Annotated in this window: 18 protein-coding genes and 1 pseudogene; 4 read left to right on the top strand and 15 right to left on the bottom strand. The window is 45.9% G+C overall.

Features of this window, described 5'->3' with window-relative positions; genetic code table 11:
* Nucleotides 1-47 precede the first annotated feature (47 nt).
* Together hmpA and bslm_RS06875 are read right to left on the bottom strand one after the other, a co-directional pair.
* Entirely contained in the window at nt 48-1,247 is a 1,200-nt protein-coding gene (gene hmpA / locus bslm_RS06880; protein WP_003232593.1) for an NO-inducible flavohemoprotein, read from the bottom strand.
* Between the two features lie 238 nt (nt 1,248-1,485).
* The gene (locus bslm_RS06875) at nt 1,486-2,004 is read right to left on the bottom strand and encodes an acyl-CoA thioesterase (protein WP_003232595.1); all 519 of its coding nucleotides are present in this window, start codon (nt 2,002-2,004) and stop codon (nt 1,486-1,488) included.
* A 159-nt stretch (nt 2,005-2,163) separates the two neighbouring features.
* Between bslm_RS06875 and bslm_RS06870 the strand changes: the two genes are divergently transcribed.
* Together bslm_RS06870 and pgl are read left to right on the top strand one after the other, a co-directional pair.
* Nucleotides 2,164-3,024 carry a dimethylarginine dimethylaminohydrolase family protein gene (locus bslm_RS06870; RefSeq protein ID WP_003232597.1) on the top strand — a complete coding sequence of 287 codons (861 nt, stop codon included), beginning with the start codon at nt 2,164-2,166 and terminating at the stop codon, nt 3,022-3,024.
* Between the two features lie 89 nt (nt 3,025-3,113).
* Entirely contained in the window at nt 3,114-4,163 is a 1,050-nt protein-coding gene (gene pgl, locus bslm_RS06865; protein WP_038428841.1) for a 6-phosphogluconolactonase, read from the top strand.
* A gap of 42 nt (nt 4,164-4,205) precedes the next feature.
* Here the strand turns inward: pgl and bslm_RS06860 are convergent, their stop codons facing one another.
* The 10 genes from bslm_RS06860 to proG form a co-directional block, all read right to left on the bottom strand.
* Nucleotides 4,206-5,195 carry an ABC transporter ATP-binding protein gene (locus bslm_RS06860; RefSeq protein ID WP_029317689.1) on the bottom strand — a complete coding sequence of 330 codons (990 nt, stop codon included), beginning with the start codon at nt 5,193-5,195 and terminating at the stop codon, nt 4,206-4,208.
* Nucleotides 5,196-5,207: 12 nt separating this feature from the next.
* Nucleotides 5,208-6,098: a gamma-D-glutamyl-L-lysine dipeptidyl-peptidase gene (eepC, locus tag bslm_RS06855; protein ID WP_046380965.1), complete on the bottom strand. Its 891-nt coding sequence runs from the start codon at nt 6,096-6,098 to the stop codon at nt 5,208-5,210.
* Nucleotides 6,095-7,195 carry an L-Ala-D/L-Glu epimerase gene (gene ykfB / locus bslm_RS06850; RefSeq protein WP_046380964.1) on the bottom strand — a complete coding sequence of 367 codons (1,101 nt, stop codon included), beginning with the start codon at nt 7,193-7,195 and terminating at the stop codon, nt 6,095-6,097. The genes eepC and ykfB overlap by 4 nt, the downstream gene beginning before the upstream one ends.
* The gene (locus tag bslm_RS06845; RefSeq protein WP_046160317.1) at nt 7,192-8,151 is read right to left on the bottom strand and encodes a S66 peptidase family protein; all 960 of its coding nucleotides are present in this window, start codon (nt 8,149-8,151) and stop codon (nt 7,192-7,194) included. The genes ykfB and bslm_RS06845 overlap by 4 nt, the downstream gene beginning before the upstream one ends.
* 87 nt (nt 8,152-8,238) lie before the next feature.
* Nucleotides 8,239-9,888, bottom strand: coding sequence for a dipeptide ABC transporter substrate-binding protein DppE (gene dppE, locus bslm_RS06840; protein WP_080481056.1), 1,650 nt, complete (start codon nt 9,886-9,888; stop codon nt 8,239-8,241).
* 2 nt (nt 9,889-9,890) lie between these two features.
* Entirely contained in the window at nt 9,891-10,898 is a 1,008-nt protein-coding gene (gene dppD, locus bslm_RS06835) for a dipeptide ABC transporter ATP-binding subunit DppD (RefSeq protein ID WP_015252254.1), read from the bottom strand.
* A 4-nt stretch (nt 10,899-10,902) separates the two neighbouring features.
* On the bottom strand, nt 10,903-11,865 hold the full coding sequence (dppC, locus tag bslm_RS06830; RefSeq protein WP_014476568.1) for a dipeptide ABC transporter permease DppC: 963 nt from the start codon (nt 11,863-11,865) through the stop codon (nt 10,903-10,905).
* Nucleotides 11,866-11,870: 5 nt separating this feature from the next.
* Nucleotides 11,871-12,797: a dipeptide ABC transporter permease DppB gene (gene dppB / locus bslm_RS06825; RefSeq protein ID WP_003245446.1), complete on the bottom strand. Its 927-nt coding sequence runs from the start codon at nt 12,795-12,797 to the stop codon at nt 11,871-11,873.
* Between the two features lie 16 nt (nt 12,798-12,813).
* The gene (gene dppA / locus bslm_RS06820) at nt 12,814-13,638 is read right to left on the bottom strand and encodes a D-aminopeptidase DppA (RefSeq protein WP_046160315.1); all 825 of its coding nucleotides are present in this window, start codon (nt 13,636-13,638) and stop codon (nt 12,814-12,816) included.
* Nucleotides 13,639-13,766: 128 nt separating this feature from the next.
* Nucleotides 13,767-14,585, bottom strand: coding sequence for a pyrroline-5-carboxylate reductase ProG (gene proG / locus bslm_RS06815; RefSeq protein ID WP_046160314.1), 819 nt, complete (start codon nt 14,583-14,585; stop codon nt 13,767-13,769).
* Nucleotides 14,586-14,753: 168 nt separating this feature from the next.
* Between proG and htrA the strand changes: the two genes are divergently transcribed.
* Nucleotides 14,754-16,112, top strand: a complete 1,359-nt coding sequence (gene htrA / locus bslm_RS06810) for a serine protease HtrA (RefSeq protein ID WP_046160313.1) — start codon at nt 14,754-14,756, stop codon at nt 16,110-16,112.
* A gap of 157 nt (nt 16,113-16,269) precedes the next feature.
* Nucleotides 16,270-16,446, top strand: coding sequence for a hypothetical protein (locus bslm_RS21555; RefSeq protein ID WP_003245413.1), 177 nt, complete (start codon nt 16,270-16,272; stop codon nt 16,444-16,446).
* Nucleotides 16,447-16,629: 183 nt separating this feature from the next.
* Here the strand turns inward: bslm_RS21555 and bslm_RS06805 are convergent, their stop codons facing one another.
* The 3 genes and pseudogenes from bslm_RS06805 to bslm_RS21635 form a co-directional block, all read right to left on the bottom strand.
* Nucleotides 16,630-17,601 carry a glycosyltransferase family 2 protein gene (locus bslm_RS06805; protein WP_046380963.1) on the bottom strand — a complete coding sequence of 324 codons (972 nt, stop codon included), beginning with the start codon at nt 17,599-17,601 and terminating at the stop codon, nt 16,630-16,632.
* Between the two features lie 11 nt (nt 17,602-17,612).
* Entirely contained in the window at nt 17,613-19,763 is a 2,151-nt protein-coding gene (locus bslm_RS06800) for a glycosyltransferase family 39 protein (RefSeq protein ID WP_046380962.1), read from the bottom strand.
* Nucleotides 19,764-19,775: 12 nt separating this feature from the next.
* Nucleotides 19,776-19,871: pseudogene (locus bslm_RS21635) on the bottom strand (hypothetical protein); the annotation flags it as partial.
* Nucleotides 19,872-19,916 lie beyond the last annotated feature (45 nt).

Raw genomic sequence — 19,916 nt, 5'->3', positions numbered from 1 at the left:
TCAATAAAAAACTCTTCTCTGAAAGGAGAAGAGTTTCATGTATGTGTTCAAACGGACTGCGCCAAACTTAATTGCGGGCCGAATAGCTCGTAATGGATAGACTCCGGCGCTGATCCGAGCTCTGATACAAGCTTATGCATTGCCGTAATAAACGACGGTGAACCGCAAATATAGTAATCCGCATCGGTGTTGGCAATCAGTTCTTTGAGAAATTGCTGATCAATCTGTCCTTCATGAAAATGCAGATCACCTGCACGGTCTTCCTCTGTCGGCTCGCGATACACAAATGCTGTTTTAACAGCAGAATGTTTTGCTGCTTCTTCTACTTCATGGCGCAATGCATGATATTCACTGTTTTTCGCCGCATGAATGAACAGAATTTGTCGTTCAGGCTGTTTGGAAACAGATGTTTTCAGCATGCTGATCATTGGTGTAATGCCAACTCCGGCACTGATCAAAACGAGATCTTTTTGTGATGCATGATCTAAAACAAAGTCCCCTGCCGGTGCGCTGATCTCTATTGAATCTCCCTCCTGCAGCCCATCGTGTAAGTAGGAAGACACGACACCATCCTTCTTCACGGAAATTCGATAATAGTCTTTTCCCGGCATATCAGACAGGCTGTACTGGCGGATATGCGTATATTCAGAATCAGGAATCCGCACTTTGATGCTGATATATTGCCCTGCTTGGAATTCAGGTAACGGCTTGCCGTCTTCCGGTTTCAAATAGAAGGATGTAATTTCTTTGCTTTCCCGCTCTTTTTTTGCGATAACGAATGGCTTATACTCCTTCCAGCCGCCGGCTTGCTCTTCAGCCTGTTCATACATGTCTTTTTCAATTCCGATGAACGCGTCAGCAATGACTCCGTACGCTTTTTCCCATGCCTGCATAATGTCAGGAGTTGCAGCGTCTCCCAATACATCTTTAATCGCAATCAGCAAATATTTACCGACGATTGGGTAGTGCTCAGGCTTAATTCCGATACTGCGGTGCTTGTGGCCGATTTGTTTGACAACCGGAATGATGTTTCCTAATTGGTCAATGTTTGCCGCAGCTGCAATAACAGCATTTGCCAGTGCAGTTCGCTGTGTTTTTTTCTTTTGGTTTGTTTGATTAAAAATGTTCAAAAGCTCTGGATGGTCTTGAAACATCCGATCGTAAAAACGGCCAGTGATTGTTTCTCCATGCTGTTGCAATACGGGTACAGTGCTTTTAATAATTTCGATTGTTTTGTTATCTAACATTTTATAAACAATCCTTTCGAAAAGATGTATTTAAAATATATCTTTAAAATACATGATCTTACGAATAAAAGATATATCTAAAATGAATCTTTAATAAAGTTGTCACAAAATTATCAATTTAACATGACATTTGTTGCTTTTTTATAGAATCCCCTAGCAAAAACGGACTAACCATTGTAATAATCACCATTGAAAAGTACAAAAAAACCCAAAACAACTTATGTTTTGGGTTTAACGTTCACCAAGGCTTATCAGTTCCGAGCGCATTTGCAAGCGCCTGGCTGTGTTTCTTGCGGTTCTTACGTTCATTAGCGCGCTGTACAGCTGTATTATGCAGCATGATTTCTTCTTCTGTTTCCGGTACAACTCTCGGTACAGGCACCGGCTTGCCATTTGAATCTAATGCGACAAATGTCAAAAAGGATGTGGCAGCGAGTTCCCGTTCGCCAGTCATCAAATGCTCCTTAATAACTTTCACAAATACTTCCATGGAAGATGTGCCGACCCATGTCACATATGACTCTAGGCAGACAGAATCCTTTTGCCCGATCGGCTTTAAAAAATCTACAGAATCCATTGAAGCTGTTACCGTTTCACGTCTGCAATGGCGCGCCGCTGAAATAGAGGCAATGTCGTCTATGTAGCTCATTAATTTTCCGCCAAACAGCGTATTATGGTTGTTCGTGTCAAGCGGGAACACCCTGCTGGTTTTCACAACCTTTGACTCTTTACAAAATCTTGTTTCCGGTGTTTCCATACCTTTCTCCCCTTTGATGTCTGATCTTTTAGCTAAATGCACTTATATTCTCCTATTAAACAATATTCTCTTCCATTTGTCTAAAATTTAAAATGGTTTAATGATTTTCATGATGAGGGAATAATAAATGTATTCTTCACACTTTAGGAGGAAAAACAAATGGACGTATCCATCCCGAAATCTCAGCACAAAACAGTATGCCGAACGGAATACGGCACACTTCAGAAAGTGATCTTATGCAAACCTGAGCACATGACCATAAAAGATGTTATAAACGAAACACAAAAACATTTTGAAGATGACAATATTCATGTAAAAACCGCCAACGACCAGCACAGCCGTTTAGTGGAGGCACTTAGGTCACACAACGTTGAGGTCGTCCTTTTGCCCGTTCGCGACGGACTCCCAGAACAGGTTTTTACTAGGGATATAGGGTTTGTCATCGGAGAAAAAGCCTTTCTGTCGAGCATGACTGAACCGATTCGCCAAGGAGAAGAAGCCGTTATAAAAGATTTTTTTCACAGCCAAGGTATCTCTTACACCCGCATGCTTGATACGAGTATTGAAGGCGGAGACGTCATTATCGATGATGACATTGTCTATGTCGGAATCAGCCAGCGCACCGACATTTCAGCTATCGGCCAGCTGGAAGAGGCACTTCCTGAATATACGATCGTTCCAGTGAAGCTTCATGAAAAATTTTTGCATTTGGACTGCGTATTTAACATTGTATCTGAAAGCGAAGCGTTAATTTATCCACAGGCCATTGAGCCAGATGCAGCCGATATGCTGGCAAAACGTTATGATCTTATTGAGGTGCCCGAGGACGAACAATTTACGCTTGGCACCAACGTCCTTTCAATCGGAAAAAAAACGATCATCAGTCTCCCTGGCAACCGCCATGTCAATCAACAGCTATCGAAAAGAGGCTATCACATTATCGAAATTGACCTGTCAGAAATTATTAAATCAGGCGGCTCCTTCAGGTGCTGCACAATGCCGCTGATTCGAGGCGAATGAAGAATCTTCCCCTTTTTCATGTTTTGAACAGCTTATTTTATCAAGATACGTTAATATAGAGGTGACATCATTTTTAAGGGGGAAATCGCATGACAAAATACATAGGATATGTCGGGACGTATACAAAAGGCGGAAGCGAAGGAATTTATTCATTTGAGCTTGATACTGAGAAAAAAGCACTCAGCGAGCCAAAGCTGGCCGCTAAGCTGGGCAACCCGACATATGTGGCGCCGAATAAAAACAACACCATCCTTTATTCCATCGAAAAAGCAGACGGCCAAGGCGGAGTTGCTGCCTATCAAATCGATAAAAACAGCGGCGAATTGACATTTCTGAATCATCAGTTAATTGATGGCCCTTCGCCATGCCACGTAAGCGTTGATGATCAAAATCAATTCGTACTGACTGCCAATTATCACAGCGGGAAGGTACACGTTTTTCCGGTTCAGGAAGACGGCAGCTTGCAATCACCTGTTTCAGAGGCCGCTCACACAGGAAAAGGGCCGCACGAAAGACAAGAAAAACCGCATACACACTACGCGGGGTTCACACCTGAACACAATTATGTGGTAGCGGTTGATTTAGGTATAGATAAGCTCTACACCTATAAGCTGAAAGACGGTGTGTTGACTGAATCCGGAAGCCATTCCTTCGCTCCCGGTGCAGGACCTCGCCATATCGCTTTTCATCCGAAAGAAAAATACGCTTATGTCATGACAGAATTAAGCAATGAAGTGATTGCGCTTGAATACAACCCGACAGCCGGCGAATTTAGAGAAATCCAAGTCGTTTCTGCCATCCCTGATGATTTTACAGATAACAGCCAGGGAAGCGCAATACATGTCACGCAGGACGGACGTTTTGTTTATGTCGCAAACCGCGGCCATGACAGTATCGCCGTATTTGAAGTGAATCAATATTCAGGAGAGCTGGCTTTCGTAGAAAGAGTGTCGACAGAAGGAAACTGGCCTCGTGACTTTGTATTTGACCCAACGGAAGAGTTCCTCGTTGCTTCAAATGAAGAAACAGGCAACCTTGTCTTGTTTGAAAGAGACAAAGAAACCGGCCGATTGACACTCCTCCCATCAACGGTTTCTGTCCCTTACCCGGTTTGTGTAAAGTTTTTACATCAAGTATAATCAAATGGAGTGGCTCTAGTAAAAAGGAGCCACTCTTTTTATTTATCTCACTTTTTCCTTCGTTTCAGCATTTCGATACAAATGGCAAGCGACAAAACGGCCGGGTTCGATTTCTTGAAGCTGGGGACGAGATTCTCCACATTCAGACATCGCCTCCGGACAGCGGGTACGAAACACGCAGCCGCTTGGCGGATTGACCGGGCTCGGCAGCTCTCCTTTTAAGAGAATACGCTCACGCTTGTCCTCCAATTCAGGATCTGGAATCGGAATCGAGGACAAAAGCGCCTTTGTATAGGGATGGAGCGGTTCACGATACAAGGTGCCGCTCTCTGTAATTTCCATCATGTGTCCTAAGTACATAACACCGATCCTGTCACTGATATGCTTCACCATCGAAAGATCATGGGCAATGAATAAAAACGTAAGCCCTTTCTCTTTTTGAAGCCGCTTCAGCAGGTTGACCACCTGCGCTTGAACAGAGACATCAAGTGCAGAAATCGGTTCGTCCGCCACGATAAATTCAGGATTCAGCGACAGTGCTCTCGCAATCCCGATTCTCTGCCTTTGCCCGCCGCTGAATTCATGCGGATAACGGCTGCCAAAATCGGGATGAAGCCCAACTGCCTCAAGCAGCTCGTCCACGACGAGAAGCCGCGCTTTATGAGTATTGTAGAGATTGTGAATCTCCATCGGCTCCAAAATAATTTCTCGAACGGTCATGCGCGGGTTAAGTGAAGCATAAGGGTCCTGAAAAATCATCTGCAGTTTGCGGTTGAAGGCAAACTGCTCTTTTTCACTCAGTGCATGAAGATTTGTGCCGCGGTATGTCACGCTTCCTTCTGTCGGCTGATAAAGGCGCATCAGCACTCTCCCCAAGGTTGATTTCCCGCACCCTGATTCCCCGACTAGCCCGAACGTTTCTCCTTCACGAATCTGAAAGGTGACCCCGTCGACGGCTTTGACTGTCCGCTTTTTCCCTGCGTCAAAATGCATTTTTAGCTGGCTGACCTCTAACAAAGGCAGTGGCGTCATTTGTCTCCCTCCTTATTCTGAAAAACAGCGGCGCACCGCACAAAGTTCTTTTTCATAGATTGTGTCTTTTAATGTAAGGATTTCGATTGATTTTCCTGTCTTTGGAGAATGAAGCATTTTCCCGCCGCCTACATACAGACCGACGTGATGAATCGCTCCTTTTCCTTCCTCATAAGCAAAAAACAGCAGGTCACCAGCCTTCATATCATCAAGCAGGACATACTCCCCCGCCTTAGCCTGATCTCCCGCATCGCGGGGGATGCTGTATCCATTCGCCTTAAATATACTGTACATAAATCCGGAGCAATCAAACCCAAACCCGCTGATCCCTCCCCATAGGTAGGGAAGGCCAAGGAAAAACGCACCCGTTTGAATGATGTCTTCAGCAGTCCCTTTCTGTTTGCTGACAGGCACTGCATCACTTTGCTTCACAAACCTTTCTCCCAAAACAGTCGAAACCTTAAAATATCCTTTTTCTTTTGCAATGAAGGGGAGAACCGCCAAAAAGCTTAATTCGATCTCCTTTTCCCCATTGCTTCTGTACAAAAAGGCAGCAGGTTTGCTGATCATCACATCGTGTTGTGTATGGATGGGCTTTGTTTTTTCCAGCTGGTTCTTTTTCATCCAGCCTGGGTATCCGCGCGGATCCTTTCGGGATGGCTGGCTAGGCACGATCACAGAAACCCATTCCCCCTGTTCCGCCGTCACAAGTACCTTTTCGCCAAAGAGAACCTGAGTTTGGATTACATTGTCTGTACATAATCCAAGCCGTTCATTATACGTCATGCGCTCCAGCCAGTCTCTGATCATTACAGTCGGTTGAAGCATGAATTGATCAGACGGACGAGGTGAATTAGGCGCTGTCCAGATGTTGGCCACTGCTGATATGACAGTGTGCATCATTGCTCTTTTTCCCCTTTCAAAAGCGCAGCCCCGGTGATTCCGAGGCCCGGTTTGCCAGGCATCGAAATCGTGCTGCCGCGATATGTTATGCCGCCTTTGAATACATCTGTTTTCAGCATCAGCGGCGCGTCAAAATCAAAGCGTGTGATGTTTCTTTTGCTTGCCGCAAAATGCGCCGCGGCCGTAATGCCCAGCTTCGTTTCGATCATGCTGCCGACCATACACTCCACCCCGCAGGCCTCCGCCATGGCATTAATTTTCTCTGCTCCGCTGATGCCGCCCGCTTTCATCAATTTAATATTGATCAAGTCTGCGCTCCGGGTTTGCAGAACTTCGAACGCCTGGCGCGGTGTAAAAATACTTTCATCAGCCATAATCGGCGTATCTGTTGCATCTGTCACCTTTTTAAGCCCAGCGAGATCATCTTTATGGACAGGCTGCTCGACAAGCTCAATGCCTAGGCCCGCATCCTCCATTTTCCGAATGGCAGTTACCGCTTCCTTCGGCCTCCATCCCTGATTAGCGTCTAAACGCAGTTTCACAGCTGATCCGACACGTTTTCTGATTTCCTGGATACGGGCGATATCTGTTGCAATATCATCTTTTCCGACCTTTATTTTCAGCGTTTGAAAGCCTTGTTTGAGATAATTCTCGGCATCAGCTGCCATCTCTTCAGGTGAGTTGACACTGACGGTATAATCTGTTTCCAGCGTATCTCGATATCCGCCAAGCATTTGATAAAGCGGCAGCCCGCACATCTGCGCCCAGCCGTCGTATAGCGCCATTTCTACAGCAGCCTTCGCGCTCATATTTCCTGTAAGAAGATGCTGGATGTCGTGCAGAATGGCCTCATAGCCCGCCAGGCTTTTTCCAAGCAATGCCGGCTTCAACACATGGTGGATGGCACTTTCAATGCTATCCATGCTGTCTCCTGTAATCACTAACGTCGGGGGTGCTTCTCCCCATCCGACTGCACCGCTGTCATAAGTAATCCTTACTATGACTGATTCAGCCGTATACACAGTGCGAAGCGCGGTTTTAAACGGCTTTGTCAGTGGGACAGCGATTCGGCTTGTTTCGATTCGAATGATTTTCATGTCTTCAGCGCTCCTTCTGAAACGCCCGCCTCTATTACGACTGTTTTTTCTGCTGTATTCATAGCAGCTTTCGCACCGATCGGAACCGCAATACTTGGCGAGCAGTGGCCGATTTTAAATCCTCTCAGAGCGGGCCTGCCCGCAGATATAATATAGTCTTCCAGCACCTGCTCAAGCGAGAGAGACTTCTCTCGCTTCACCGGGACACAATTGTGAAAATCACAAACTAGAATTCCCGCCGCGTCCGTCAGCTTCCCCGCCATTTTCAGCTGATTCAGCATCCGGTCGATTTGATAAGGCTCCTCGTCAATATCTTCAATAAACAGAAGCTTTCCTCTCGTATCAATTTCAAATGGCGTGCCCAGTGTAGACGTCAGCAAAGACAGATTTCCCCCGACAAGCTCGCCTTCCGCTTTTCCAGGAACAAGCTCGGTCAGCTGAGAAAGCTCTTCTGTATAGGTGAATTCCGTCTCCTGGAAGAGCTGCTTATATGACGCTTTTGTCAGCGGGTGAACGTCGTCAAGGCCAATATCCGTGCTGAGCATCGGGCCATGGAAAGTGACAAGACCTGTGTTTTGATGAATGGCAGTATGTAAAAACGTAATATCGCTGTATCCCCAAAAGATTTTAGGGTGTTTGCGGATCAAGCTGAAATCAATGCCCGCGGCGATACGTCCTGTCCCAAAACCCCCGCATGCGCACAACACTGCTTTTACCTCATCGTCTCTGAACATCTCATGGAGATCCGCCAGCCGCTCATCATCCTGTCCCGCTAAATAGCCGTGCTGGTTTTTCAGCGCCTTGCCCAACTTCACCTGAAGACCGAGCTCTTCTAAAAATAAAAGCGCGGTGTCAAGCTTTTTTGGATCCGGCGGACTTGCGGGCGCGATCACTCCGACTGTATCACCCTTGTTCAACGCTTTCGGCTTGTAATTCAACGAAAACACTCCTTTCATTTGCTCTGCACCCTACGTATACGTGCAAGAAAGAGAAAAAATACCGCTCCTTCGCATAAAGAAGCAGTATTTCCTCAATCACCGCCATCAGTTTTTATCTGCCCATTTTAAGTCGATATAGCCGACAGGGTGACGGACAATTCCCTTTACTTGTTCATTTTGCAGGTGAACCTGATTATAAAAATAAACCGGAATGACCGGCGCTTCATTGATGAGCAGCTCTTCAGCTTGATGCATAAGAGAGAACCGTGTTTTTTCATCGGCTTCATTTTTCGCCTGTTTGATCAGCTGATCGTATTCTTTATTGGCCCAGCCTGTGCGGTTCATCGAATTTCCCGTTTGAAAGGCTTCCAGAAAACTGATAGGGTCCGCGTAATCAGGCAAAAATGAGCTTTGAGAGAATTGGAATTTCAGCGCTTTTTGATCCTCTAAAAATACGTTCCATTCCATATTGGCCAGCTTCACATCGACTCCAAGGCTATTTTTCAATTTTTGCTGAATAGCTTCGGCAATCTTTTTATGCTCCGGCTTTGTGCTGTAAGTAAGCGTGATCGCAGGAAGCTTATTATAGTTTTCTTCCTTCATGCCCTTTTCGAGCAGCTGCTTCGCTTTGCTTTCGTTAGGCTTGATCAGGTCTCCGCCTGCTTCACGGAAATCTTTGCCGTCAGGCTGCGTAAATCCAGGCGATACAAAGGCGCGCGCCGGTTTTTCATTATTTTTCGTGACGTACTTTACAATTTCCTCTTGATCCACAGCCATCGCAAATGCTTTTCTGATGTTTTCATTTTGAAACGGCTCCATGTTGACATTAAATCGATAGAAATAGAGACCCGCCTGGTCAACAATCTTGACGTTATCCTGATCCATCAGCTGGTCGCTTAACTCTGCAGGGACATAAGCGGTATCAAGTTCCCCTGATTGAAACATCTGATAATCTGTATTTCTGTCACTGACCATCGCCCATTTCACCTTATCAAGCTTCACGGTATCCTTATCCCAATACGTGTCGCTTTTCTCCATAGTGATGCTGTCATCATGCTTCCATTCCGTCAGCTTAAACGGGCCGTTTCCGACAAATGTATCCGCCTCAGCAAACCACTTTGGATTGTCTTTATCGACCTTTTCATTTACCGGAAAATACGCAGGATTGGACACAACGCTCAGAAAATATTTTTGCGGTGCTTCCAGTGTAACTTCAAGGGTTCGATCATCCTTTGCCGTCACCTTCACATCGTCTTTTTTCCCTTTCCCGCTGTTATATGCTTCGCCGCCTTCAATAAAATAACCTAGGAATGCTGATGAAGCGCCTTTTTTCGGATCAAGCATCCGCTTCCACGCGTATTCGAAGTCTCCGGCTGTTACAGGATCTCCGTTTGTCCATTTCGCATTTTCCCGAATCGTAAATGTGTAAGTTTTATTATCTTTCGAAACAGACCACTTCTCCGCCATTGCCGGCTCAGGCTCATGATCTTTGCCAAGACGCGTCAGCCCCTCCATGATGTTATTTAACGGCTGCCATGACACATTATTAAAGCCGATCGGCGGATCGAATGAAGTCGGTTCATTTTCATTATTTACATACAGCACCTTTTCTCCGCTGGTTTTTGCCTTATCATGACTGCCTTCTTTTCCGGCCTGTTCATTTGCTGTGCACCCCATCAGCGCAAACGAAAGTCCTAATGCAAGACCCATGCCCAATAGCTTTTTCACTCGTTTCATCCTCTTCCCCCTTTTCATGTTCAATCCTTCGCATCTCCTGACAGCACCGCATGCTCTGCTCGTTGATCCTGCAGCCAGCAGTTGACGGTGTGCGAGTCAGATCTGATCGTCTGGCCCGGGTACACCCTGTCACACACAACCATCCTGTTCGGACAGCGGGCGGCAAACGGGCAGCCCGGCGGAGGCGAAAATAAATCCGGCGGCGTTCCGTCGATTGGGATCAGCTCAGCGCCATCTAAATCCAGCCGCGGGACAGAACCCAGCAGGCCTTTTGTATAAGGGTGCTGCGGCTGATAAAAAATATCTTTTCTCGTGCCGATTTCCGCCATTTTCCCGGCATACATGACTGCGACTCTGTCAGCTACCTGGGCAACGACCCCTAAATCATGTGTAATCAGAATGACAGACACATTCGTTTTTCTCTGAATCTCTTTAAACAGCTCTAAAATCTGTGCCTGAATGGTTACATCCAGGGCGGTGGTCGGTTCATCCGCAATTAAGATGTCAGGCTCGCAAATCAGCGCCATCGCAATGACAATCCGCTGTCTCATGCCGCCGCTGAATTGGTGGGGATATTGCTTTAGGCGCTCTTCGGGATCTGGAATACCAACCAATGACAGCATGGAAAGCACCTCTTTCCGTGCCGCTTTTTTGCTCATTTTTTTGTGGCGCAATAGCGCTTCCCCCAGCTGGTCGCCGACAGTCAGCGTAGGGTTTAACGCCGTCATCGGGTCTTGAAAAATCATAGAAATGTCGGCTCCCCTTATACCTCTCATTTCTTTGTCAGAGAGACGGCAAAGGTCTTTGTTTTTAAATAGAATGCTGCCGTCTGTCACCTTCGCCGAATAAGGCGGAAGCAGGCCCATGATGCTTTGGGAGGTAACGCTTTTGCCGCAGCCGGATTCGCCGACGATCGCAAAGGTTTCTCCTTTATACAAATCAAAGCTCACCCCTCTGACCGCCTGAACCGTCCCGCCGTAAGTCGTAAAAGACACGTGCAGATTTTGGACTGACAGAACTTTTTCCATACAGCTACCTCCTCAGCTTAGGGTCAAGCGCATCCTGCAATCCGTCCCCCAGCACATTAAACGCGTACATCGTCAGAGATATGAAAAAGGCCGGAAAAAACAGGCGCCACCAATGCCCAGATAAAATCGTAGGCAGGCCGTCATTCGCCATCACGCCCCAACTTGCAAACGGAGCCTGTATGCCGAGGCCGAGAAAGCTTAAAAATGATTCTGCGAATATGGCGGCAGGTACGGTTAATGTCATTTGTACGATGATCGCTCCCATAGTATTCGGCAGCAAATTCTTCCGGATGATGCGAAAGGTTTTCGCGCCAAAGGTTTTCGAGGCGAGTACATATTCATAATTTTTAATCTGAAGCACCTGGCCTCTTACAATTCTCGCCATGCCGACCCACCCGGTCACAGTAAGCGCCACAATAATCGTGCCCAGTCCCGGTCCCATGAGCACCATCAGCAAAATGACAACAAGCAGATACGGCAGTCCGTACAGCACTTCGATAATCCGCATCATAATGCTGTCAATCCTGCCGCCTTTATAGCCGGCAACGCCTCCGTAAATGACACCGATCAAAAAATCAATCAGTGCTGCCATCACGCCGACAAACAACGAGATTCTCGCGCCATACCATGTTCGGGTAAACACATCCCGGCCGAGTTCATCGGTGCCGAACCAATGATCGGCTGAGGGCGGAAGATTTTGTTCTGTCAGCGATTGACGTACGACACTATGGGGCGATAAAAAGGGCCCGATAACTGCCATGACAAAAAGAAATAAAAGAATAAAGAGTCCGGCCATCGCTAATTTATTTTTTTTCAGCCTCCTCCAGGCATCCTGCGTGTATGATAAACTCGGCCGCTTGACCGAATCGGCTTCCCGATTTTTTTCCTGATTCGAGACAAACCACTCATCAGGCACCTGATTGTGCTGTTCTGGCTGGCGTTCATCCGTTTGTACAGGGAGATTCACACGCTTCACCCTTTCTTATGCAGTTTAATGCGCGGATCTAAGAGACCGTAGGCCAAATCGACCAAAAACAGCATGATAATCAGAATGACGCTGTAAAAAACGGTCGTTCCCATAATCACGGGATAGTCCCGCTGATTAATGCTTTCAACAAAATATTTTCCCATTCCCGGAATGGCAAAGATTTTTTCAATGACAAAGCTTCCTGTTAAGATGCTGGCGACGAGTGTGCCCAGGACGGTAATGACGGGCATGAGTGCATTTCTGAGTGCGTGTTTTACGATAATTTTGAACGGAGAAAGCCCTTTTGCTTTTGCTGTGCGGATATAATCCTGTGTCAGAACTTCAACCATGCTCGAGCGTGTCAGCCTGGCAATGATCGCCATTGGCCCTACAGCAAGCGCTGCGGTCGGAAGCACCATATGAATCGGGCTCGTCCATGTCGCAGCGGGAAATAGTTTGAGATTGACAGCAAATTGCTGAATGAGCAATGTTGCCAGAATAAAATTCGGGATGGAGATGCCGAGTACTGCAAGACTCATCGCGGCGTAGTCCAAAAAGCCATTGCGGCGGAGTGCAGCGATTACGCCCAGCACCAGCCCAGAAATCACAGCAATGACAATCGCTGTCATCCCAAGCTCAAAGGAAACGGGAAATCCGCGTTCCAGCATATCATTTACGCTGTCCGACGGTTTTTTAATTGAAGGTCCGAAATCGAATGTAATGATGGATTTTAAGTAGAAAATGTATTGGAAAATGAGAGGATCGTCTAAGTGATAGTAGGCTTCGAGATTTTTTTGAACGGCTTCATTTGTGCCTCTCTCCTCGTTAAAAGGAGATCCGGGAATGACCTTCATGAGAACAAAAGTCAGGGTGGTAATCACCAAAATCGTAGCTGCCATTGCCCAAAAACGCTTTATCATGTATCGCGCCAAAGCCTAAAACACCCCTTTAGCAGAATGATGTCCGCATCGCAAGCTCAGTCATGACAAGCATCGCCTGATAGGCTTCAAGCATGTCCTTCGCCTGAAATTGAACGGTTGTAGTTCCCGTCTTGATTTCCGTTCCTGGCATCAGATTCGCCCATTCTGCTTGGCCATAATTGGCGAATTCAATGCTCAGAACCGGCCTGTCAGGCGGTGTGAGCGGCTTGACTTTGTCCTTGTTTTGCAGGGCAAACGCGGTTTTTTCTGTCAACAGCCGTCCGGCTTTCGCAGGGGACAAGCACTTCACTGCGGATCTTGAAATGGTTTGTTTGACTGCGGCTGTCGCCACGTTCGGGATAAGCTCTTCCGCTTCCTTCGCCGCCCGGTCATCCCCGGCTACCATTAATACCGGGACATCATAATAACCGGCAACGTATGCATTTAATCCAAGCTCACCGACAGGCCGATCGTTTATGTAAAAATGACGGACGCCGAAAATCATGCTGTGTGACATGACACCGGGAGTCGAGGCTCTCGCATGATAACCGAGAAACAAAGCGCCTGTAAACGTATCATCCAGTCCCTCCACCATTGAAAATGGTTTGACGTCACCAGAAATCAAGTCTGCTTCAGGGTGAAGCTTTTCAACCATCAGATTATTCATCTTCGAATGACTGTCATTGACCAGCACCTCGGTACACCCGCTGTTAAACGCTTCAGCAATACAGTAGTTTGCTTCTTCAGTCATGATAAGCCGTCCGCGTTCATAATTCCGCTTGCCGGAATCCACAAAGGTATCGTCCGGAAGACCCGAAATACCTTCCATATCTACTGACATGTACAATTTCATAACGCTCCTCCTTTTTTACTAAATTATGAATATTCTAACAGATTATATTAAAAAAAGAGGAAAAATGCAATATAACTGGGGAAAATCTCAACCACTCAGTGATAAAAAAAGAATCCTCTTTCAAGGATTCATGTCTGTTTACCAACCTGTTCTGTAAGCAGTTCATATTTTTTCAGGGTTCTTTCAAACACCTCATCAAAAACGTCTGGCACAGAGGCGCGTATCACCTCAGCTCCCTCTCCCGTTATTCCGCCTTTGGTTGCGACACGTTCCAGCGTCTCCTCGAAAGACATATTTTTTTCGATCAGCATCTTGCCAGTTCCGTATAGCGAATGAATCAGAAAATCAAAGGCTTCTTCTTTGGACAGGCTGCTGTTTCTGACGGCAGACAGTGCCAGTTCTTCAAAGATTGCGGCTATGAATCCCGGTGCCGAGCTCGTTAAATTGCTGGCCGCATCTAAATTCGATTCTTTGATTTCTCGTACACGGCTGAAAACCGATAACAATTCATTCAGATATTCTTTTTTCTCTGCAGCCAGTGCTTCACTGTGAACGACAAGTGAGATGCCAGCTTCTGCTTCGGACGTAATGGCAGGAATAACACGTGAGATACCAGCTTCTGTTTCTGCCTCCAAAAGACGCAGCGGCACACCGGCAGCTATGGATACGATGTGAGTATTTCTGTTCACATACGGGTGCAGACGGCGCATTGTTTCGATGACATGGAGCGGCGGGACGCATATCAAAATCAATTGGCACGTATTTGCCCAATTCTCCAACGGATCAGCCGATACGTTTGGATAATCTGACATGAGTGCCCGCAGCCGCTCCCCCTTCGTTCTCGTCTCAATAAATAGCTCATTCTCTTTTATTTGTCCATGTTTCAACAGCTGTCTGGCGATCATATCCGCCATGCTGCCATATCCAATCAATCCAATCTGTTCCATCGACTCAGTCCTTTCATATACAATATGAAGTGTACCGTTTTCCGCACTTTTTCACAATTTCCCATAATCTTTTCATTTTTATCCCACAGTTTTTGTTTATGATAAACTCAAGTCATAAACCTATCAATATAAATAGACATGTGAAAATAGAGAAACGGAGTGAACATGATGGATAACTATCGTGATGAAAACAGAACGAAAGGTAATGAGAATGAGGTCTTTTTAACGAAAGAGAACGATCAGAGCACCTCCTACTCGGCCCGCAATGTCATTCATGATCAGGAGAAGAAAAAACGAGGCTTCGGATGGTTCAGACCGTTGCTTGGCGGAGTGATCGGCGGCAGTCTTGCCCTTGGCATTTACACGTTTACACCGCTTGGCGACCATGATTCTCAGGACACTGCAAAACAATCATCCAGCCAGCAGCAAACGCAATCTGTTACAGCAACAAGCACCTCCTCTGAATCTAAAAAAAGCTCATCAAGCTCAAGCAGCTCATCTGCATTCAAGAGCGAGGACTCTTCTAAAATCTCAGATATGGTAGAAGACCTTTCACCAGCGATTGTCGGTATTACAAATCTTCAGGCACAATCAAACAGCTCTTTGTTCGGCTCTAGTTCTTCTGATTCCAGCGAAGATACAGAAAGCGGTTCAGGGTCAGGTGTCATTTTCAAAAAAGAGAATGGCAAGGCTTATATCATTACAAATAACCACGTCGTAGAAGGGGCATCATCACTGAAGGTATCTTTATATGACGGCACTGAGGTTACTGCAAAGCTGGTAGGCAGTGACTCGTTAACTGATTTAGCCGTCCTCCAAATCAGTGATGACCACGTCACAAAAGTGGCACACTTCGGTGATTCATCTGATCTTAGAACAGGCGAGACCGTTATTGCGATTGGGGATCCGCTTGGAAAAGACCTGTCCCGCACAGTAACACAAGGAATTGTAAGCGGCGTGGACAGAACGGTTTCAATGTCTACATCAGCCGGCGAAACGAGCATTAACGTCATTCAGACAGACGCAGCAATTAATCCAGGTAACAGCGGCGGTCCTTTGTTAAATACAGACGGCAAAATTGTCGGCATTAACAGTATGAAAATCAGTGAGGATGATGTTGAGGGTATCGGATTTGCCATTCCAAGCAATGACGTAAAACCGATTGCTGAAGAACTGCTGTCTAAAGGACAAATTGAACGTCCATATATCGGTGTCAGCATGCTTGATCTGGAACAAGTGCCGCAAAATTACCAAGAAGGCACACTCGGCCTGTTCGGCAGCCAGCTGAATAAAGGTGTTTACATCCGTGAGGTCGCTTCAGGCTCTCCTGCTGAAAAGGCCGGATTAAAAGCGGAGGATATTATCATCGGCCTAAAAGGTAAAGAAATTGATACAGGCAGTGAATTGCGCAATATCTTATATAAAGACGCAAAGATCGGTGATACCGTTGAAGTGAAAATTCTCCGAAACGGCAAAGAAATGACGAAAAAAATTAAACTTGATCAAAAAGAAGAGAAAACTTCGTAAGACATAATGCCTCAGGCCGCAAAAGCGGTCTGAGGCTTTTTATTAGATAAAAGACCTAATTGTTCTATGAAACTTTCTGAAGAGATATCCGTATATCATACAGATTGACATCATTCTCATCAGATGTTAGAAACATCGTTTGCTAGGAGGCATGAACATGAAAACCGTGGGACTGGGTATGATCTGCGCAGGATTGGCTTTTCTTTTGCTGAGCTTTCTTCTCTCTGAATCGACGTTGACGTGGGGAATTGTATTGGGTACCAGTATTCTATTAAACATAACTGGTACGGCTCTAATCATGCGTTTCTTAAAAGCCCCCCAATATAACAGCTGACATGCAGCAAAGCCGATGACGAAATCTTTAAGTTTTGCTGTTTTTATTTCGGCATGACTGAACCGCAGTACAAGCTCACAATCTCTTCTTTACCCAATTTCCATATATCTATCAGCATCTTTTGCTTTAGATCGGGCTCAGAGCATAAAAACCCCCTGTCCATTACGGACAGGGGGTTTGAGGTTATGACATATGCTGGTCTCTATAGAGCCTTTTATTTTCAATTCCATACGATTTTTGGACGATGTAAAGCGGCCTGTCTTTGGCTTCATCGTAGATTCTGCCGATATATTCGCCGATCACGCCCAAAACCAGAAGGACAATGCCGCTGAACAGGAGCTGGATCACAATAAGTGATGACCAGCCGGTAATCGTGCTGTCTGTGAATAGTTTCAGATACAGCACGATAAACATATACAGAAATCCAGCACCTGACATTAAAATCCCCGCATAGCTTGCCAGCTTCAACGGTTTATGTGAAAATGTCGTGATGCCGTCCATTGACAGCTTCAGCATTTTCTTGAGCGGGTACTTTGTTTCTCCGGCGAGCCTTTCATCACGTACATACTCGACCGCTGTCTGTTTGAAACCCACCCAGCTGACTAGCCCTCTGACAAATGGATTTTTTTCTTTTAATCTTTTCATTTCATCACAGACTTTTCTGTCCATGAGACGAAAATCCCCCGTATCAATCGGGATATCAATATCTGTCATACCGCTGAGAAGCCGGTAAAACATAGCCGCAGTTTGTTTTTTGAAAAAGGTTTCCCCTTTTCGTTTAGTCCGCACGGCGTACACGACCTCGTAGCCTTCCTTCCACTTTTCAATCATATCTAAAATCAGTTCAGGAGGGTCCTGCAAATCGGCGTCAATGACGACGATTGCATTCCCCTGTGCATAATCCATACCCGCCGTAATGGCGATCTGGTGTCCAAAATTCCTTGAAAAATCAATAATTTTCACTCTCGGATCGATCAGGCTGTGCTCTCTTAAAATCTCAATACTGCGGTCTTTGCTGCCATCGTTGACAAAAAGCAGCTCGTAGTTTTCCTTCGTTTGATCCATGACCTCTTTTAAGCGCTGATAGGTTTCATGAATGACAAGCTCTTCATTATACACAGGTACAACAATTGAATATTGAATATGTCTGCTCATGTTTTTGCCTCCTATTCATCAGCATGTAGTTCGTATAATGTTGCTGACTGATTCATTCCGCCAGGTCCGCCCATTTTGCCGTTTTCACCTGAAGCCTTGCTGCTTGATGTATCAGCCGAATCAGTATTTTCTGTTTTTTGATCAGAACTTGATTGCCATTTTTCTGATGCTACTTCTTTTCCATTTTTCTCAACCCATTCAACAATGTCATTGTTTCCGCCTCTTCCCATTCCAGAAGCCAAGAAGTATTTCACTTTTCCTTCTTTTACAAGTTTTTTGAATTGAGTCAGTGTGATCGCCGGGTCAGAACCGCTGTATCCGCCAATAGCCATGACAGCTTTTTTCGTTTTAATGATATATGGTGCCGCTGTGTTCGAATCGGTTGTGGCAAATAGGTATTCAGCTCCGGAGTTGTTCTCCTCTAGATATTTGATCAGTTTTTCATTTACAGTCGCATCAGACATTCCCATGCCTTTTCCGCCCATTGATGCGAGCTGAGGGCCTGTTTCAGGCAGTGAGCTGTTGCCTCCGTACAGAAGTGGCGTACTTGCCCAATAAATCGGCATCACCAGCAATGCGAGGAGAGCTGCAAGTGAAACATAATAACTGAACGGTTTTTGGCGCTGTTTAAACAGCAGCAAAGCAATCGCTGACAACACGCCGATAACACCTACCCCGATACTCCATCCAACACCGATTTGATCGTTGTAGTTTCTGAGAATAAACAATTCAAATCCAGTTGTCGCAATAATTGCTCCCGGCAAAAGCCATGCTTTCCAGCCTGTCTGATTGCGATACAGATGAACAAGGGCAACCCATCCCGCACCGACAAGAGCCGCAATCGGCGGTGCCAGCATGATGAGATAATAATGATGGAAAAATTCTGCGACACTGAAGAATCCGGCAATCGGTACAAGCCACGCAACCCAGAACACCGTTTCCTTCTGCTCTACAGATAATCTTCTTCTTTCTCTCGCGCCTGCGATCAGTAAGCCTGCGATTCCAAATATCGCAAATGGCAGAAGCCAGCTGATTTGATCAGATAACTCTGTTTGGAAAAGCCGCAGTGGACCAGGTGTTCCCGTTCCAAACATCCCTGAACCTGATTGCATTTTCGAACCGGTTCCTGTACCGCCTTTCCCTCCGTCTCCGCCGGGTCCGCCTTGGCCGCCATCTCCGCCGCTTGGAGGGCCTCCTTGACCGCCGCTTGGCATTTGGCCATTGGATGGAGGCGCCGCCATATTGCCATTTGAAGATTTGTCATCATTTGATGAGCTGCTGCTTGATGACTGATTAGGCGGTGCTTGAGTGTTATCAGAAGAAGACATTTCTTTTGAAGCGTCTTTGTTTGGCGCACCCTGGCCGCCGCCTGAATTTTGGCCTGTCAGCCGCTGGATTCCGTTATAGCCGAAAGCCAATTCCAAAACAGAGTTGGTTTGGCTGCTTCCGATATAAGGCCGCTTGCTTGCAGGGATATTGTCGACAATGAGCGGCCACGATAACGAAACAGCTGCTAATACGGCTAACGCACTTACCAATGAAACGATTTTTTTCTTGATTGTGGCGTTTGCCGCAATCAGATAGAACAATAAGAAAGCCGGTAAAATCATGTAAGCCTGCAGCATTTTTGTATTAAAACCTACTCCAACAACGAAAAATGCTGCTAACAGCCAGATCAGCTTTCCTTTTCTGATCGCTTTAAAGAGAAGCCATGTAGCAAGCAATAAGAAAAATACCAGTAATGCATCAACATTGTTTGTACGTGCTACAGCTACAGCAATCGGTGTACATGCCATGATGAAAGAGGCAATTCTTGCTGCTGTCTTACCGAATGTCGGTTTTATTAACAGATACATTAAAAGGACAGAACCTACACCAGCAAGTGCCTGAGGCAGGATGACGCTCCAGCCGTGCATACCGAATATAAGTGCGCTGATGGTTTGTATCTGGAACGTAATAGGCGGTTTATCAACCGTTATAAACCCCGCCGCGTCGAATGAGGCATAGAAAAAATTATGAAAGCTTTGCATCATACTTGTGACTGCAGCGGTGTAATAAGGATTCACCGTATCATCATTCCAGATGTTATAGATATTTAAGAATGCAGATGCGAGCAAAATGAGGATGAGGAAAATATCCAGCTCGCGTTTTTTCTTTTCCACGTGTTTTTCACTCCTTTTGGCTAACTTGGAAATAGTGTAACAAGCAAATATGAATAAACTATTAATAAACAAAGACAATATTTTTGCCGAGGCCATTTCATGCCAATCATCCTATATACAGCTGGTTTCAAGCCCTTCTCCAAATCGTAATCG

Origin of the sequence: Bacillus sp. LM 4-2 (assembly GCF_000978495.1) — a bacterium.
GTDB lineage: Bacteria > Bacillota > Bacilli > Bacillales > Bacillaceae > Bacillus > Bacillus subtilis.
The sequence above is the reverse complement of the archived record's forward strand: the minus strand, read 5'-3'. Positions and strand labels throughout refer to the sequence as shown.